This is a genomic window from Aeromicrobium sp. Sec7.5 (assembly GCF_036867135.1).
Classification (GTDB): Bacteria; Actinomycetota; Actinomycetes; order Propionibacteriales; family Nocardioidaceae; genus Aeromicrobium.
The window spans coordinates 2354324-2370920 of sequence record NZ_JBAJIJ010000001.1 but is presented as its reverse complement, the minus strand read 5'-3'; the positions used below and the strand labels follow the sequence as shown (position 1 = coordinate 2370920).

The window sequence follows — 16597 nt, the reverse complement described above, 5'->3', positions numbered from 1 at the left end:
CCGCAGCCGACGAGGCACGAACGCGCGCCGAGCTCGGGGTGACCCGACGAGGTGGCGGGACTCCCGCCACGGCCGAGCAGGTCGCCGCGGCGCCCAAGGTGGCGCTGCACGAGCACCTCGACGGTGGGGTGCGACCGGCGACCGTCGTGGCGATCGCCGAGGAGATCGGGCACACGCTGCCGGCCGACACGGTCGACGGCCTCGCAACCTGGTTCGCCGAGGCGTCGTCGTCGGGCTCGCTGCCGCGGTATCTCGAGACCTTCGTGCACACCGTCGCCGTCATGCAGCGTCCGGAGGACCTGGCGCGCGTCGCCCGTGAGGCCGTGCTCGACCTCGCGCGCGACGGCGTGGTCTACGCCGAGCTGCGCTGGGCGCCGGAGCAGCACCTCGAGCAGGGGCTCGACCTGGCAGGAGCGGTGGAGGCGGTGCAGGCCGGCATCGAGTCGGGTCGCGCCGAGGCGGCGCGCGAGGGCCGCGAGATCGTCGTGGGCCAGCTCCTGACGGCGATGCGGCACGCTGACCGCGGTCTCGAGATCGCCGAGCTCGCCGTGCAGTACCGCGACCGGGGCGTCGCCGGCTTCGACATCGCGGGCGCCGAGGACGGCTTCCCGCCGATCCTGCACCTCGAGGCGTTCGAGTACCTGCGCCGCGAGAACGCCCACTTCACGATCCACGCCGGCGAGGCGTTCGGCCTTCCGTCGATCTGGCAGGCCGTGCAGCGTTGCGGCGCCGACCGCCTCGGCCACGGCGTGCGCATCGTCGACGACATCGACTTCGACGCCCCGGGCGGTCCGCACCTGGGCCCGCTCGCCGCCTACGTGCGTGACCGCCGCATCCCGCTCGAGATGTGCCCGTCGTCGAACCTGCAGACCGCGGCGGTGCCCGGCATGTCGTCGATCGCCGACCACCCGATCGGGCGGCTCGCCGACCTCGGCTTCCGCGTCACGATCAACTGCGACAACCGCCTCATGAGCGGCACCTCGATGAGTCGCGAGTTCCAGCTGCTCGCCGATGCCTTCGGCTACGGCCCCGACGACCTGCGCTGGTTCACGGTCAACGCGATGAAGAGCGCGTTCCTGCCGTTCGACCAGCGCCTCGCCCTGATCGACGACGTCATCAAGCCGGGGTACGCGGCGCTCTGACACGGGTGCGCTCTGCTGGGTCCTGACAGGCAAGAACGGCACGGACCGTCGAGCTGGGGCGGCCCTCGGTCGGCTCACCCGTCCCGGCCGTGGGGGACCGACGGTGATGCATCGCGGTAGCCAGGACACCCGTGTTGCATCGTCGTCCGTTGCCGGCCGACCGAGGATGATGCATCGGCGCTGCTGTCGCTACCGGGATGCATCATCCTCGGTCACCCCGCGGGTCGCCAGGGCCTCGGCGCCTGGTCCATGCCGCTGTTGCCTGCGCTCAGGGCGACAGCTCGGCGAACGCGCGCCGTGGGCTGACCGGGCGGCATCCTGCGGCGACGGCGTGTGCGATGACGGCGGGGTCGTCGCGGAGCAGACGCCAGCCGCGGCGCACGAGCACGAGCGGTGGCTTGCGGCTCTCGCGCAGGTCGCGCCGCAGGCGGAGCGCGAACGTCAGGAGTCGCGGGCGGACCAGGCAGAGCGCGTCGTCGAGCACGCCGGCCGCACGGCACGCCGCCACGACGTCGGGGGCGAACAGGCCCTCGGCGATGAACCGCTCGCCGCACGTCACGGTGTGCGTGCCCGTGCGCCGGCTGGCCGCGATGTCGTACACGGGCACCTCGGTGGTGCCTCGCTCCGCGAGCTCGCGGATCGCGGCGACGGCGGCGTCGGTGTCCCAGGAACCAGGGTGGTCCCAGTCGGCGATGCCGAGGTCGGAGCGGGGGAGGTCGGGGTCGTCACCCTCGCGGTAGAAGTCGTCGAGGCGCAGCACGGTCCACCCGAGCCGCTCGCCCAGGTGCGACTTGCCGGAGCCCGACGGCCCGGCCACGATCACGACGCCCACGACGGACCAGCCTAGTCGTGGGTCGGGACGGCCGGTCCGGCGAGCGTCGTAGGGTGGAGGACATGTCCGAGACCGTCCCCCCTGGCGTCCGCGCCGCCGAGATCGCCGCCCTCATCGACCACGCCATCCTCAAGCCGGAGCTGACCCGCGCGGAGGTCGACGCCGACCTCGACCTGGCCGCGAGGTACCGGATCTTCAGCGTGTGCGTGCGACCCAGCGACGTCGCCCACGCCGTCGAGCGCCTGGCCGGCTCGGGCGTCGCGGTGGGCACCGTGATCGGCTTCCCGCACGGCACCACCTCGACGCAGACCAAGGTCGCGGAGGCCCGCCAGGCGCTGTCCGACGGGGCCGTCGAGCTCGACATGGTCCTGAACATCGGCCGGCTACGCTCGGGTCTGCTCGACGACGTCGAGGCCGACGTCGCCGCCGTGGTGGAGGCCGCCGGTGACCACGTCGTCAAGGTCATCCTCGAGACCGCCTACCTCGACGACGCCCAGATCGAGGCAGGTTCGAAGGCCGCTGAACGTGCCGGTGCAGCCTTCGTCAAGACCTCTACGGGCTTCGCCGGCGGCGGCGCCACGATCCCGCACGTCACCCTGATGCGCGCCAGCGTCGGTCCGGACGTCCAGGTCAAGGCCTCCGGAGGGGTCCGTGACCTCGACACGCTGCTGGAGATGCGCGCCCTCGGCATCACGCGCTTCGGCACGAGCGCGACGGCCACGATCCTCGACGACGCGGCCGCGCGCGAGGCCGGGGGCTCGGGCACCGGCGCGAGCGACGACTCCTCCTACTGACCTCGCCGCCAGCCCGGACCGCCTGGCGGACCGACGGATCGAGTCGACATCGAATCGTCACCGTCCGTTCCGTTCGAGGTCTTGATCCGGGACGGCTGCCGCGATGAGGTGAAGGAGCACGATTTCGGGGGGAATCAGGTTGGTCGACGACCCGCGACTCGGTGCGCCACGTCCCGACTCGCCAGAAGGTCGTCCCCATGTCTCGAACTCCCGGTCGCGCCTCGCGCCGCCTGGTTCCCACCCTCGCCGTCCTCGCGACGCTGACCGCCGGCCTGCTCGGCGCGGTGCCGGCCCAGGCGGCCCCTGACGGTTCCGGGCCGGTCATCGCGGAGCTGTACGTCAACGGCGGCAGCGCGAATGCCCCCTTCCGCAACAAGTTCGTCGAGCTGCACAACCCCACCGGAGCGCCGATCGACCTCGACGGGTGGTCGCTGCAGTACCGGTCCCCGACCGGCACGGGCAGCTTCCAGGCCTATGCGCTCGAGGGCACGATCCCTGCGGGTGGAGACTTCCTGGTCCAGGGCGGCAGCAACGCGTCCAACGGTGTTCCGCTCACCGGTGTCGATGACGAGATCGGCATCAACCCGGGCGCGAACGGCGGGGTCGTGGCCCTCGTGAACGGCACGGACGCCGTGACGAACGCGGTCACCGGCGACGTCGCCTCGGACCCCGACTGGGTGGCCGCTGGCGGAGTCGACCTCGTCGGCTACGGCAATGCCAACACCTTCGAGGGCGCCGCCGCGACGAACCCGGCCGGCACCACCGATCCGAAGGCGATGGTGCGAGCCGGCTCGACCGACACCGACGTCAACAGCGCCGACCTCACGCTCTCCGCCACGGTCACCCCGTGCGGCGCCACGGGCTGCCAGGGCGAGGAGGAGCCCGTCGACCCCACCGACGCCACGATCGCCGAGATCCAGGGCACGACCGACGTCAGCCCGCTCGCCGGGCAGACCGTGACGACGCAGGGCGTCGTCACCGCGGCGTTCCCCACGGGCGGCCTGGACGGCGTCTACCTCCAGACGTCCGGCACCGGCGGCGCGTACGATCCCGACGCCGCAGCCTCGCACGGCATCTTCGTCTACTCCAAGGCCGTGGCCACCGAGGCCGAGGTCGGTCAGCTCGTGGAGGTCACCGGCACGGTCAGCGAGTACTTCGGTCTGACCCAGATCAGCCCGGCCTCGAGCGGCTTCAGCGTCCTGGAGGGTCCGGGGGAGGTCCTCCCGACGTCGCTGGCCCTCCCGCTGCCCCTCGAGGACCGTGAGGCGCTCGAGGGCATGCTGGTCCAGCTCGACGGCGACTTCACGGTCACCAACAACTACGACACGCACACGTTCGGTGAGATCGGTCTGGCCGCCGGCACCGAGCCGCTCGTGCAGCCCACCGAGGTCGTCGCGCCAGGGACCCCGGAGTACACGGCCAAGGTCGCCGAGAACGCGGCTCTCGCCGTCACGCTCGACGACGGCTCCTCGGCCAACTTCGCCGGCGGTGCCAAGGACGTCGACCAGACCTGGCTGACCGCCGACAACGAGATCCGAGTCGGCGCCGCGGTCGAGCTGACCGAGCCGCTCGTGCTCGACTACCGGTTCGACACGTGGCGGGTGCAGCCGACCGCGGCCCTGACGGCCGACGGTCCCAAGCCTGCCGTGATCGAGGACGGACTCCGCGCGGCCGAGGAGAAGCCCGAGGACGTGGGCGGTGACCTGCAGGTCGCGAGCTTCAACGTCCTCAACTACTTCTCGACGACGGGCCAGGAGTTCGTGGACGCCGAGCTCGGCACGTGCACGTACTACAACGACCGCACGGGCGCGCCGATCACCAACAACCGCTGCACCCCCGACGGTCCGCGCGGCGCGGCCGACGACGAGAACCTCGCCCGTCAGCAGGTCAAGATCGTCGAGGCGATCAACACCCTCGGGGCCGACGTCGTCGGTCTCGCGGAGATCGAGAACTCGGCGGCGTTCGGCCAGGACCGCGACGCGGCGCTCGACACCCTCGTCGCCGCGCTGAACGCCGACACGGGCGAGGACAACTGGGCCGCCGTGCCGTCACCGGCCGTCGTGCCGACGAATGGTGGCACCGACGTGATCCGCTCGGCCTTCATCTACCGCGTCGACGCCGTCGAGGTGGCGGGGGAGTCCTCGATCCTCGACGATCCTGCGTTCGTCAATGCCCGCGCCCCGCTGGCGCAGGCGTTCCGTCCGAAGGGCGGCGACGAGGAGTCGACGTTCGTGGTGGTCGCGAACCACTTCAAGTCCAAGGGCTCCGGTTCGGGCGAGGACGCCGACCAGGGCGATGGCCAGAGTGCCTCGAACGCCTCGCGCGTGAAGCAGGCCACGGCCCTCGTCGGCTTCACCGAGGACCTCGAGTCCACGGTCGGCACCGACCAGCTCTTCCTGATCGGTGACTTCAACTCGTACACCATGGAGGACCCGCTCCAGGTGCTCGAGACGGCGGGGTTCGTCAACGTCGGCGCCGAGCTCGATGCCGGCGCCACGTACCTGTTCCAGGGGCGCGTCGGCTCGCTCGACCACGTCTTTGCCTCGGCCTCGGCGTTCGAGCGGGTCACGGGCGCCGACACGTGGGACATCAACGCCGACGAGCCGCTGGGCCGCGAGTACAGCCGGTACAACAGCAACGCGACGCTGTTGTACGACGAGTCGGTCTTCCGCTCGAGCGACCACGACCCGACGCTGGTCGGCTACGACCCGGGGGAGGGCGGGACCCCGGGCGAGCCGGCGTCGTTCACCGACACGGTCGGGACCACCTTCGCGACGGAGATCGCGTGGCTGGCGGGCCAAGGCATCGCGACGGGCTACGCCAACGGCGACGGGACGTTCTCGTTCCAGCCGTCGGCAGCGGTGCTGCGGGAGCAGATGGCGGCGTTCCTGTACCGGTACGCGAACGACGGTGCGAACCCGCCGGCGGACACTCCGGACGCGACGTTCAGCGACACCGTGTCGAACACGTTCAGCCAGCACATCGCGTGGCTCGCCGGGGAGAAGATCACGACGGGCTACGCCGATGGCACGTTCCGTCCGAGCGCGCCGGTCCTGCGTGAGCAGATGGCGGCGTTCCTGTACCGCCTGGCCGGCTCGCCGCCGATCTCGTTGCCGTTGACGGGCTCGCCGTTCGCCGACGTCGAGGTGACCGACACCTTCTACACCGAGATCGTCTGGCTCGACAGCACCAAGGTCACGACGGGCTACGCCGGACCCGGCGGCACGCGCACGTTCCGCGGCTCCCAGCCGGTGCTGCGGGAGCAGATGGCCGCGTTCCTCTTCCGGTTCGACCAGCTCGAGCGCTAGGTCCCCCCTCCGTCCCACCTCGTCCGTCCACCTCTTCGTCCCATCCTCCTCATCCGGAAGGTCGTCCCCGTGTCCCTCATCTCCTCCCCACGTCCGCCGTGGCGTCATCTGGCCGTGACCGTCGGCACCGCCCTCGGTGCCTCGCTCCTGACCGCCGTGCCTGCGCAGGCCATCGAGCCCCAGCCGGCCGTCGCCGAAGCGCCCGTGACGATCGCCCTGGTCGACATCAACGACTTCCACGGCCGCATCGACGCCAACACGGTGAACGTGGCCGGCACGATCGAGCAGCTCCGCGCCGAGCACGGCGAGGACTCCACGCTGTTCCTCTCGGCGGGCGACAACATCGGCGCCTCGCTGTTCTCCTCCTCGACGCAGCAGGACCAGCCGACGATCGACGTGCTGAACGCGCTCGACCTCGCCACGTCCGCCGTGGGCAACCACGAGTTCGACAAGGGGGTCGACGACCTGCTCGACCGCGTCGAGCCCGCGGCTGACTTCACCCATCTGGCGGCCAACGTGATCGGCGCCGACGGTGAGCCGATCCTGCCGGCCTACGACATCTTCCCGGTCGGTGGCCTCGACGTCGCCGTGATCGGCACGGTCACGGAGGCCACGCCGAGTCTCGTCATCCCGTCCGGCATCGAGGGGCTCACCTTCCTCGACCCCGTGCAGGCCGTCAACGACACGGTCGCCGACCTCGAGGCGCTCGAGGACGTGCCGGACGTCATCGTCGCGGCGTACCACGAGGGCGCCGGCGCGGGCACGCCCGACGGCGCCTCCCTCGAGGAGGAGATCGCCGCCGGAGGCGCCTTCGCCGACATCGTGACGCAGACCGACGCGGAGGTCGATGCGATCTTCACGGGCCACACGCACAAGCAGTACGCGTGGGACGCCCCGGTCCCCGGCGTCACGGGCGAGACCCGCCCCGTGCTCCAGACTGGCAGCTACGGCGAGAACATCGGCGAGATCACGCTCACCGTCGACCCGGCCACGGGTGAGGTCCAGAGCCACACCGCGGCGAACGTCCCCCGCACGACGACCCCGGCGGCCGAGCTCGTCTCGACCTACCCGCGTGTCGCGGAGGTCAAGACGATCGTCGACGAGGCACTCGCATACGCGGCCGAGGTCGGAGGCGTCGAGGTCGCGACGATCACGGACGACGTGACGACGGCGTTCGTCGGCGACGCCCGCGACGACCGGTCGAAGGAGTCGACCCTGGGCAACCTGGTGGCCGACTCGATGCTGGCCAGCGTCGCCGCGACGCCGGCCGGCGCCGACCTGGCCCTCATGAACCCCGGTGGGCTGCGCAACGAGCTCTACGTCGGCGAGGACGGCGTGGTCACGTTCGCCGAGGCGAACGCGGTGCTGCCGTTCACGAACAACCTGAGCACGGTGACGCTGAGCGGCACCTCGCTCCGGAAGGTCTTCGAGCAGCAGTGGCAGCGCGAGCTGGACGGCGACGTCCCGTCGAAGCCGTTCCTGCAGCTGGGCACGTCGGCGAACGTCAGCTACACGTTCGATCCCGCGCGTCCGGAGGGCCAGCGGATCACCTCGCTCTGGGTCGATGACGCCCCGGTCGACCCGGCCGGGTCCTACAAGGTCGCCGTCCCGTCGTTCCTGACCGCCGGTGGCGACAACTTCCACGCCTTCACGGAGGGCACGTCCGTCGACACGGGCCTGCTCGACTACGAGGCCTGGATCGCCTACCTCGGTGCCAACAGCCCGGTCACGCCCGACTTCGCCCGCCACGCGGTGCGCGTCGAGGGTGTCCGTCCGGTTCAGGTCGCCGGAGCGCCGCTGGCCGTGACCCTGGCCGAGCTCGACCTGACCTCGAAGGGAGCGCCGGTGTCCACGCTCGCGACGGCGACGCTGGTGGCCGGGAACGGCACACGTGCGGACCTTGGCGAGTTCCCCGTCTCGGCGGGCTCGACGACGATCACCGCGACGGTGCCCGACGTGGCCGCCGGGGCGTACACGCTCGAGGTGGAGGTCGATCCCGCCGGCACGCTCGTCCGCGTGCCGCTCCAGGTCGCGGGCGACTTCACCGACGTCGCCGGCAACACCTTCGAGAAGGAGATCGGCTGGCTCGTGAGCGCCGGCATCACCACCGGCTACGCGGACGGCACGTTCCGTGGCTCGGCGCCGGTGCTGCGGGAGCAGATGGCGGCGTTCCTGTACCGGTACGCGAACGACGGTGCGAACCCGCCGGCGGACGCTCCGGGCGCGACGTTCAGCGACACCGTGTCGAACACGTTCAGCCAGCACATCGCGTGGCTCGCCGGGGAGAAGATCACGACGGGCTACGCCGATGGCACGTTCCGTCCGAGCGCGCCGGTCCTGCGTGAGCAGATGGCGGCGTTCCTGTACCGCCTGGCCGGTTCGCCGCCGATCTCGTTGCCGTTGACGGGCTCGCCGTTCGCCGACGTGGCGTCGACCGACACGTTCTACACGGAGATCCTGTGGCTGGAGAGCACGGGCGTCACCACGGGCTACCAGGAGAGCAACGGCACCACGACGTTCCGTGGGTCGCAGCCGGTCCTGCGTGAGCAGATGGCTGCCTTCCTCTTCCGCTTCGACGAACGGGAGACCGCACCGGTCAGCTGACCCGCCAGGCGCGACCCGCCAGGCATGACCGCCACGGCCACGAGCACCCCGGTGCTCGTGGCCGTTGTGGTCACAGACCGAGCGCAGCAGCCAGGTCGGTGCGGATCGCCTCGAGCGTGCTGGCGGCACGAGCGCGGGCCGCGGCGAGGTCGTCACCGGTGGGCTCGACCACCTCGAGGTAGCACTTGAGCTTGGGCTCGGTGCCGGACGGGCGGCAGATGACCCGGGTCCCCTCGCCGAGGCCCAGCCGGATCCCGTCGGTCGGTGGCAGTCCGCGATACCCGTCGGCCAGGTCGTCGACCGACGTGACCTCGAGTCCACCGAGACTGGCCGGGGGAGTCGTGCGCAGCGTGGTCATCGCGGTCACGATGACGGCGAGGTCCTCGACCCGCACCGAGAGCTGCCCCGTGGCGTGCACGCCGTGCTCACGGTGCAGGTCGTCGATGCGGTCCAGCAGCGTGCGGTCCTGGGTCCTCAGGTCGGCGGCGAGCGCCAGGATCGCCAGTGCAGCGGTGACGCCGTCCTTGTCGCGCGCGATCGCGGGGGCGACGCTGTACCCCAGCGCCTCCTCGTACCCGTAGGCGAGATCGGGGATCTTGCCGATCCACTTGAATCCCGTCAGGGTCTGCTGCCACGCCCGGTCGTGGGAGGCGGCCAGGCGACCCAGCAGGTCCGACGAGACGATCGAGGACGCGTACGTGCCGGGCGTGCCGCGGCGGAGCATCAGGTCGGCCAGCAGGGCCCCGACCTCGTCGCCGGTGAGCATGCGCCAGGTGTCCGGACCGGTCGGGACCGCCACGGCGCAGCGATCGGCGTCGGGGTCGTTCGCGATCACGAGGTCGGCCCCGACCGAGGCGGCCAGGGCCAGGGCCAGGGCCATCGCCCCGGGTTCCTCGGGGTTGGGGAACGCCACGGTGGGGAAGTCCGGGTCGGGCTCAGCCTGCTCCGGCACGGGGACGAGGGCCGGGAAACCGGCCGCCGCGACGGTGCGTTCGAGCGTCCGCAGCCCCACGCCGTGGAGGGCCGTGTAGACCGCCGTGACCTCGCGTGGCCCGGGCGGCGCGGTCGCGGCCGCAGCGGCGACGTACGCGTCAGCGACCTCGGGTCCGGCGACGACGTAGTCGTCGGAGCGGGGCAGCTCGTCGACCCGTCCGACCCGGTCGATCGCTGCCGAGATGTCGGCATCAGCGGGGGGCACGATCTGGCTGGTGTCGCCCAGGTAGACCTTGTAGCCGTTGTCGCGCGGAGGATTGTGCGAGGCGGTGACCATGACGCCGGCGCTGAGCCCGAGGTGGCCGATCGCGAAGGCGAGCACGGGGGTCGGCAGGGGCTCGGGCAGCAGGACCGCACGCACACCGGCGCCGGCCAGGATCTCGGCGGTGTCACGGGCGAAGACGTCGGAGTTGTGCCGGGCGTCGAAGCCGACGACCGCCGAGGGGTGCTCCTCGTGCTGGTGCAGGTAGGCGGCGAGCCCTGCCGCGGCCTGCGCCACGACGACCCGGTTCATCCGCTGCGGCCCGGCACCGAGCTCGCCGCGCAGGCCCGCGGTGCCGAACTGGAGGCGACCGGTGAACCGCTCGCGGACCTCGGCCTCGGCCTCGACGTCGAGCAGGGCCTGGAGCTCGTCCCGGGTGTCTGGGTCGGGGTCCTGGTCGATCCACTCGAGCGCGCGGCGGCGCAGGTCGGCGTCCATGCTCAGATCCGCGTGAGGACGTCGGCGAGGAGTCCACCCATGCGGGTCGCGGCCTGCCGGCCGGCGTCGAGGACCTCCTCGTGGTTCAGCGGCTCGCCCGTCGTGCCCGCGGCGTGGTTGGTGACCAGCGAGATGCCCAGCACCTCGAGCCCGGCCTCCCGGGCCGCGATGGCCTCGAGTGCGGTGGACATGCCCACCAGGTGCCCGCCGATGGCCCGGATCATGCCGATCTCGGCCGGGGTCTCGTAGTGCGGGCCGGTGACCTGCGCGTAGACGCCCTCCGCGAGCGTCGGGTCGATCTCGCGGACGAGGTCGCGCAGGCGGCGGGAGTAGACCTCGGTCAGGTCGACGAAGGTGGCCCCGACCAGGGGCGAGGCGGCGGTCAGGTTGATGTGGTCGCTGATGAGGACCGGCGTGCCCGGGGTCCACTCGGGGACGAGCCCGCCGCACCCGTTCGTGAGCACCAGGCTCCGGACCCCGGCCGCGGCCGCCGTGCGCACCCCGTGCACGACCGCCTCGACGCCCTTGCCCTCGTAGAAGTGGGTGCGTCCCAGGAACACCAGGGCGCGGCGGTCGCCGAGCCGCAGGGAGCGGACGGTGCCACCGTGACCCGCCACCGCGGGTGCGCTGAAGCCAGGCAGCTCCGCCAGCGGCACCTCGTGCTCGGGCTCGCCCAGGACGTCGGCGGCCGGCATCCAGCCCGATCCCATGACGACGGCGACGTCGTGGTCGCCGCCTCCGGTGCGCTCGCGGAGGACGTCGGCGGCGCGCTGGGCACTCTCGTAGGGGCTCACCGAGCCACCGTACGACAGCAGAGCGGTCCGACTGGTGGGCACGCCGGAAGCCACGGCGACGCACTGAGGAGATGCCATAGGGTGGTGCACTCGACCCGGGGGAGGGATCATCCATGGCGATCGTCTCGCCGCCCACGCAGCTGCCGACGCCACCCCTGTCGGCCCTGCTGCGGGATGGCTCCGCGGCCGAGCACCGCGAGGCCGAGGGCTCGTCGTTCATGACCGAGCTGCTCGCCGGTCGCGTCTCGCGCGAGGGCTATGCCGTCTACCTCTCGTGCCTGCGCCGCGTCTACGCCGCGCTCGAGGGTGCAGCGGCCACGTTGGCCGCCGACCCGATCGCGTCCGCCGTGATCGACCCGCGCCTCGAACGCCTCGCCGCGATCGACGCCGACCTGGAGTTCTGGGGCGGCATGGTCGAGCACGCCAGCCCGGCCACCGACGCCTACGTGTCACGGATCCAGCAGGCGTCCGCCTGGGGCGGTACCTTCGTGGCCCACCACTACACGCGCTACCTCGGTGACCTGTCCGGCGGCCAGGCCATCGGACGCCTCCTGGCGCGCGAGCTCGGGCTCGACGGGGCTGGGGTCGCGTTCTACGCGTTCCCCGACATCCCCAAGCCGAAGCCCTACAAGGACGCCTACCGGGAGCGGCTCGACGCCCTGGCCCTCGACCCGGTCGAGCAGCAGCTCGTGCTGGCGGAGGTCAAGGGCGTCTTCGGCCTGAACGGCGCCCTCTTCAGCGAGCTCACGCAGCAGCTGCCCGCCTGGAAGCGCTGAAGCTCCTGTTCGAGCGCTCGGTCGGCGTTCGTCGCTGACCACTGAAGCGTGGTGCAGGACAAGCGGCCTCGGACCACGGCGGAGGGGCGGCGGTGGTGACGGCCGTTGCCGGGTGGACCGAGGATGATGCATGTGGGTCGCGGTTGCTACCCGGATGCATCGGTCCTACCGGCGGGCGCACCAACGATGATGCCTTCCTGTCGCCGGGGCGGCCCTCATGCATCATCGCTTCCCGCCCGGCTGGGCGGTCCGTAGCCGCTGGTCCGGTGCTGCCTCGATCCGTCAGGTGACGGCCGACCCGCTGCATCGGACCGCGTGATCGACGCTGACTGCGTGCGGGACAATGGTCCGGTGACTCATGTGGTGATCATCGGTGGCGGTCCCGGCGGATACGAAGCAGCCCTCGTGGCGGCCCGGCACGGGGCCGAGGTGACGATCGTCGAGCGCGACGGCTGGGGCGGATCGACCGTCCTGACCGACTGCGTGCCGAGCAAGACGCTCATCGCGACGGCCGACGTCCTGACCGAGGTGGCCGAGTCCCTCGAGCTGGGTGTCGAGCTCCCGTCCGGGGTGCACGCCGACCTCGCCAAGGTCAACCGCCGGGTCCTGGACCTCGCGCAGGCGCAGTCGAGCGACATCGGGGAGCGGCTCAGCTCCAGCGGCGTCCGCATCGTCCGGGGCGCCGGGCGCCTCGTGAGCGGCACGACCGTCGAGGTCACGACTGCCGACGGTGCCACCGAGTCCGTCGCCGCCGATGCCGTGCTCGTCGCGACCGGGGCGCACCCGCGCGTCGTGGACTCCGCCCAGCCCGACGGGGAGCGCATCCTCACGTGGGAGCAGGTCTACGCGCTCCAGGAGGTGCCCGAGCACATGGTGGTCGTCGGCTCGGGCGTGACCGGTGCCGAGTTCGCCAGCGCCTACAACGGCCTCGGTGCCCGGGTGACCCTGGTGTCGAGCCGTGACCGCGTGCTCCCGGGGGAGGACCCGGACGCCGCTGACACGATCGAGGACGTCTTCCGCCGCCGCGGCATGGACGTCCTCGGCAACTCACGCATGGCCTCCGTCGAGCGCTGTGCCATCGACGGCGGGGGTGACGGCGTGCGGGTCACGCTCACCGACGGCCGCACCGTCGAGGGGTCGCACTGCCTGCTCGCGCTCGGCTCGATCCCCAACACCGACGGGCTCGGGCTGGCCGAGAACGGCGTGCTGCTCGATGACGGTGGCTTCGTCCGGGTCGACCGGGTCTCCCGCACCACGGCGCCCGGCGTCTACGCCGCAGGCGACTGCACCGGGGTGCTGATGCTCGCGTCGGTCGCGGCCCAGCAGGGGCGCATCGCGATGTCGCACGTCCTCGGCTCTGCGGTGCACCCGCTCGACCTCTCCCAGGTCTCGAGCAACATCTTCACCTCGCCGGAGATCGCGACCGTCGGCCTGTCGCAGAAGAAGCTCGACGAGCAGGGCATCCAGGCCGACGTCGCGATGCTGCCGCTGTCGGCCAACCCGCGCGCCAAGATGCAGGGCGTGCGCGACGGCTTCGTCAAGCTGTTCGCCCGCCGGGGGAGTGGCACGGTGATCGGCGGCGTGATCGTGGGTCCGCGGGCCAGCGAGCTGATCCACGTCGTGTCGCTCGCGGTCATGACCAGCCTGACGGTCGACCAGGTCGCGAATGCCTTCACGGTCTACCCGTCGATGTCCGGCACCGTGGCCGAGGTCGCGCGCCGCATCCACCGCCCGGAGTGACGCCGCGACGCCCGGAGTGACGCCATCCTTCCCGGACGCGGGTCGAGAAGCCTGAAATTCCAGGCTAAATCACACCGTTGTAGTTCTGTGAAGCCTGTGGCGTGTGGGACCGATGTGGTGTCTAATCAACTCTGGCGGTGGGCCTTCCCCTGAGTCACCGCCGGATGGGGAGAATCCATGTTCGGCCGTCGATCCCGAGGTCAGCGAGTGCGTCGTACCCGGCGCGCCACCCTGCTGCGCTTCGTCCCGCTGCTCGCCGTCACGACACTCGTGGCGGCCCTGCTGGTCGCGGTGACGTTCTCGCAGCTGCGCACTGAAGACACGGCCGGTACGCCCGCCGAGGTCGAGAAGAGCGAGTTCGACGTGACCCCGGAGCAGGACCGCGAGCCGTACACGGCCGAGGACGCCGCGCTCGTGGCCGTCGCCGACCCCACGGTCGAGACCATCCAGGACGGCGTCATCGTCGCGGAGCTCGCCCCCCACGACCTGCCCGGCTTCGAGCTGCTGGGCGTGACGTGGACCGACGGTGTCCCCGCGGACGTCGCCGAGGTGCAGGTCCGCTGGCAGCAGGACGGGAGCTGGTCCGACTGGACGATCCTCGACCCGGAGTCGCAGGAGGTCGAGGGCGGCATCCCCGGGACCGAGCCGAAGTGGGTCGGACCGTCACAGGCCGCGCAGGCGCGCATCATCGCGAGCGACGACATCGACCCGGCCGGTCTCACGCTGGTCACGGTGGCGTCCGGCGAGTCGCCCACGCTCACCCAGGCCGCGGCCACGCAGCCGAACATCATCTCGCGTGCCTCCTGGGGCGCCCGTGCCTACGGAGGCTCCGGCTGCGGGTCCGCACCGTCCAACGGCACGTTCAAGGGCACGATCGTCCACCACACCGCCGGCAGCAACAACTACTCCGCCGCGCAGTCCGCCGGCATCGTCCGGTCCGCGCAGGCGTACCACATGGACGGCCAGCGGTGGTGCGACATCGGCTACAACTTCCTGATCGACCGCTACGGCCAGACCTTCGAGGGCCGTGCGGGCGGGATCACCAAGACCCCCTACGGCGCCCACGCCGGCAACTCCGCGGTCAACGCCAGCACGACCGGTGTGTCGCTCATGGGCGAGTTCACCAGCGCGGTCCCGCCGGACGCGATGAAGAACGCCCTGGTGCAGCTCGTCGCGTGGCGGCACTCGCTGTTCGGCACGCCGGCCAAGGGCCGGTACACGAACGGCAGCGTCACGATCCACCGGATCGACGGGCACCGGAGCGTCAAGTCCACCGCCTGTCCCGGCCAGCAGGTCTTCAACTGGATCAATGCCGCCGGCGGCCTGCGCGACCAGGTCGAGCAGGCCATGTCGGCCGATCTCGTCCGGACCGCCGCGTCGCCCACGGTCTACCTCGTCGACAGCGGCACGAAGTACCCGCTGTCGGGCGGCGTCGCGTACAACGAGCTCGCGAGCGCCCTCGGGCCCGCGCGGGTCCGGCCCGACGCCGAGATCAACGCCCTGGCCAACGGCGCCGTGACCGGCTCGGTGCTCCGCAACGCCTCGACCGGCTACATCGCCAAGATCGAGCAGGGACAGGCCCACCCGTTCCCGGACTGCGCCACGGTCACGCTCTGGACCGGGGGCTGCGGGGCCGTCACGAACGTCTCGAGCTCGCTCATGAACCGGTTCTCCGTGGGCGCTCCCATGAGCGCCTGGTTCGGGGTCGGCACCTCCAAGAGCCCGCAGATCGGGTACTTCACCTCGGGCTCCGGTGCTCAGCCGCTCACCGACCTGCGTGCCGCACAGATCGCCGGGTTCCCCGGCTGGGCCGGCCGGCTGGACGAGCAGCGGTACGCGACCTTGACCAAGGCGCAGGCGTCCTCCTCCTACCTGGTCCGCACGCGTGACTCCTCCGTCGTCTACCTGGTCGACGCCGGCCAGCGTTGGCAGCTCGCGGACTACACCGAGTACGTCAAGCTCGCCTCGGCGCTGGGTCCGGTGCAGATCAGCGCGCCGTCGCACGTCTCGACGGCCCAGGACCGTGGCACCACGGCCGCGATCCTGCGGAACCTGGCCACGGGATACATCGGCTCGATCGAGGGCGGGCAACGGCATCCGTTCCCCGACTGCGCGACCGTCACGCTCTGGGCGGGCTCGTGCGGGGCCGTCACGAACGTGTCCGACGCACTGATGTCGATCGTGCCGGAGGGTGCGCCGATGAGTCGCTGGTTCATCGTCGAGGGAGGCGCGCAGTGGGGCGCGCTGGAGAGCCCCACCTCGGCGCGCTACTACCCCTCGCAGTCGGAGGCCACGTCCGCCGGGCTCCCCGCCTTCGCGTCCACCGTCAGCGGCCCGCGGGCCGCCGGGATCAGCGCCATCGCCACGACCGGGCTGGTCAAGTCCTCCTCGTCGGCCGATGTCTACCTGACCGACGGCAGCAGCCGGTGGATCCTCGACGGCATGACGACGTACCGCCAGCTCGTCTCGGCCTACGGTTCGGTGCGCACGGTGTCGGCCGGAGACCTCGCGGCGCTTCCGGCGCGGGGCACGACCGGGGCCATCCTGCGCAACGCGACCACGGGCTACATCGCCCTCGTCCAGGACGGCCAGCTGCATCCGTTCCCCGACTGCGCGACGGCCGCGCTGTGGATGGGGAGCTGCGGGGCCGCGACGAACGTCTCGTCCGTGCTCATGTCGTCGCTCGCGGTCGGCGCGCCGATGTCAGCGTGGTTCCGGGTCGACGGCGCGACCACGGTGGGCCGTCTGACGACGCCCTCGCGCGCCGTGGTCTACCCCAACGCGGGCGCGGCCCCGGGCATCCCGGCCTGGGTCGCCTCCCTGTCGCCGGCCAGGTACGCGACGCTCGGACGCTGAACGACCGAAGGGCCCGCTGCGGACATCCGCAGCGGGCCCTTCGGCGTCGACGCCGGAC

At 71.7% G+C, this 16597-nt stretch carries 10 protein-coding genes; 7 read left to right on the top strand and 3 right to left on the bottom strand.

Going from position 1 to position 16597, the window contains the following annotated elements:
• Positions 1 to 38 precede the first annotated feature (38 nt).
• Positions 39 to 1142: an adenosine deaminase gene (locus tag V6S66_RS11910; RefSeq protein WP_334207260.1), complete on the top strand. Its 1104-nt coding sequence runs from the start codon at positions 39 to 41 to the stop codon at positions 1140 to 1142.
• A gap of 268 nt (positions 1143 to 1410) precedes the next feature.
• Here V6S66_RS11910 and V6S66_RS11905 read toward each other — a convergent pair whose 3' ends face one another.
• Complete coding sequence (locus V6S66_RS11905; RefSeq protein WP_334206956.1) at positions 1411 to 1974, bottom strand: uridine kinase family protein; 564 nt, start codon at positions 1972 to 1974, stop codon at positions 1411 to 1413.
• A 62-nt stretch (positions 1975 to 2036) separates the two neighbouring features.
• On the opposite strand from V6S66_RS11905, the gene deoC reads away from it, so the two are divergent.
• The 3 genes from deoC (at position 2037) to V6S66_RS11890 (ending at position 8680) form a co-directional block, all read left to right on the top strand.
• A complete protein-coding gene (gene deoC, locus V6S66_RS11900; protein ID WP_334206955.1) occupies positions 2037 to 2768 on the top strand; it encodes a deoxyribose-phosphate aldolase in 732 nt (243 codons plus the stop codon).
• A 197-nt stretch (positions 2769 to 2965) separates the two neighbouring features.
• Positions 2966 to 6076, top strand: a complete 3111-nt coding sequence (locus V6S66_RS11895) for an ExeM/NucH family extracellular endonuclease (protein ID WP_334206954.1) — start codon at positions 2966 to 2968, stop codon at positions 6074 to 6076.
• 69 nt (positions 6077 to 6145) lie between these two features.
• The gene (locus V6S66_RS11890) at positions 6146 to 8680 is read left to right on the top strand and encodes a 5'-nucleotidase C-terminal domain-containing protein (RefSeq protein WP_334206953.1); all 2535 of its coding nucleotides are present in this window, start codon (positions 6146 to 6148) and stop codon (positions 8678 to 8680) included.
• A 70-nt stretch (positions 8681 to 8750) separates the two neighbouring features.
• On the opposite strand, the gene V6S66_RS11885 is transcribed toward V6S66_RS11890, so the two are convergent.
• Both V6S66_RS11885 and V6S66_RS11880 read right to left on the bottom strand, forming a co-directional pair.
• Positions 8751 to 10373, bottom strand: a complete 1623-nt coding sequence (locus V6S66_RS11885; protein ID WP_334206952.1) for a phospho-sugar mutase — start codon at positions 10371 to 10373, stop codon at positions 8751 to 8753.
• A gap of 2 nt (positions 10374 to 10375) precedes the next feature.
• Positions 10376 to 11167, bottom strand: coding sequence for a purine-nucleoside phosphorylase (locus V6S66_RS11880; RefSeq protein ID WP_334206951.1), 792 nt, complete (start codon positions 11165 to 11167; stop codon positions 10376 to 10378).
• A 113-nt stretch (positions 11168 to 11280) separates the two neighbouring features.
• On the opposite strand from V6S66_RS11880, the gene V6S66_RS11875 reads away from it, so the two are divergent.
• The 3 genes from V6S66_RS11875 to V6S66_RS11865 all read left to right on the top strand — a co-directional run bounded on the left by V6S66_RS11875 (position 11281) and on the right by V6S66_RS11865 (position 16539).
• Positions 11281 to 11943 (top strand): biliverdin-producing heme oxygenase, encoded by a 663-nt coding sequence (locus V6S66_RS11875; RefSeq protein ID WP_334206950.1) that lies wholly within the window; start codon positions 11281 to 11283, stop codon positions 11941 to 11943.
• 351 nt (positions 11944 to 12294) lie between these two features.
• A complete protein-coding gene (locus V6S66_RS11870; RefSeq protein WP_334206949.1) occupies positions 12295 to 13683 on the top strand; it encodes an NAD(P)H-quinone dehydrogenase in 1389 nt (462 codons plus the stop codon).
• Between the two features lie 207 nt (positions 13684 to 13890).
• Positions 13891 to 16539 carry an N-acetylmuramoyl-L-alanine amidase gene (locus tag V6S66_RS11865; protein WP_334206948.1) on the top strand — a complete coding sequence of 883 codons (2649 nt, stop codon included), beginning with the start codon at positions 13891 to 13893 and terminating at the stop codon, positions 16537 to 16539.
• Positions 16540 to 16597: the final 58 nt, after the last annotated feature.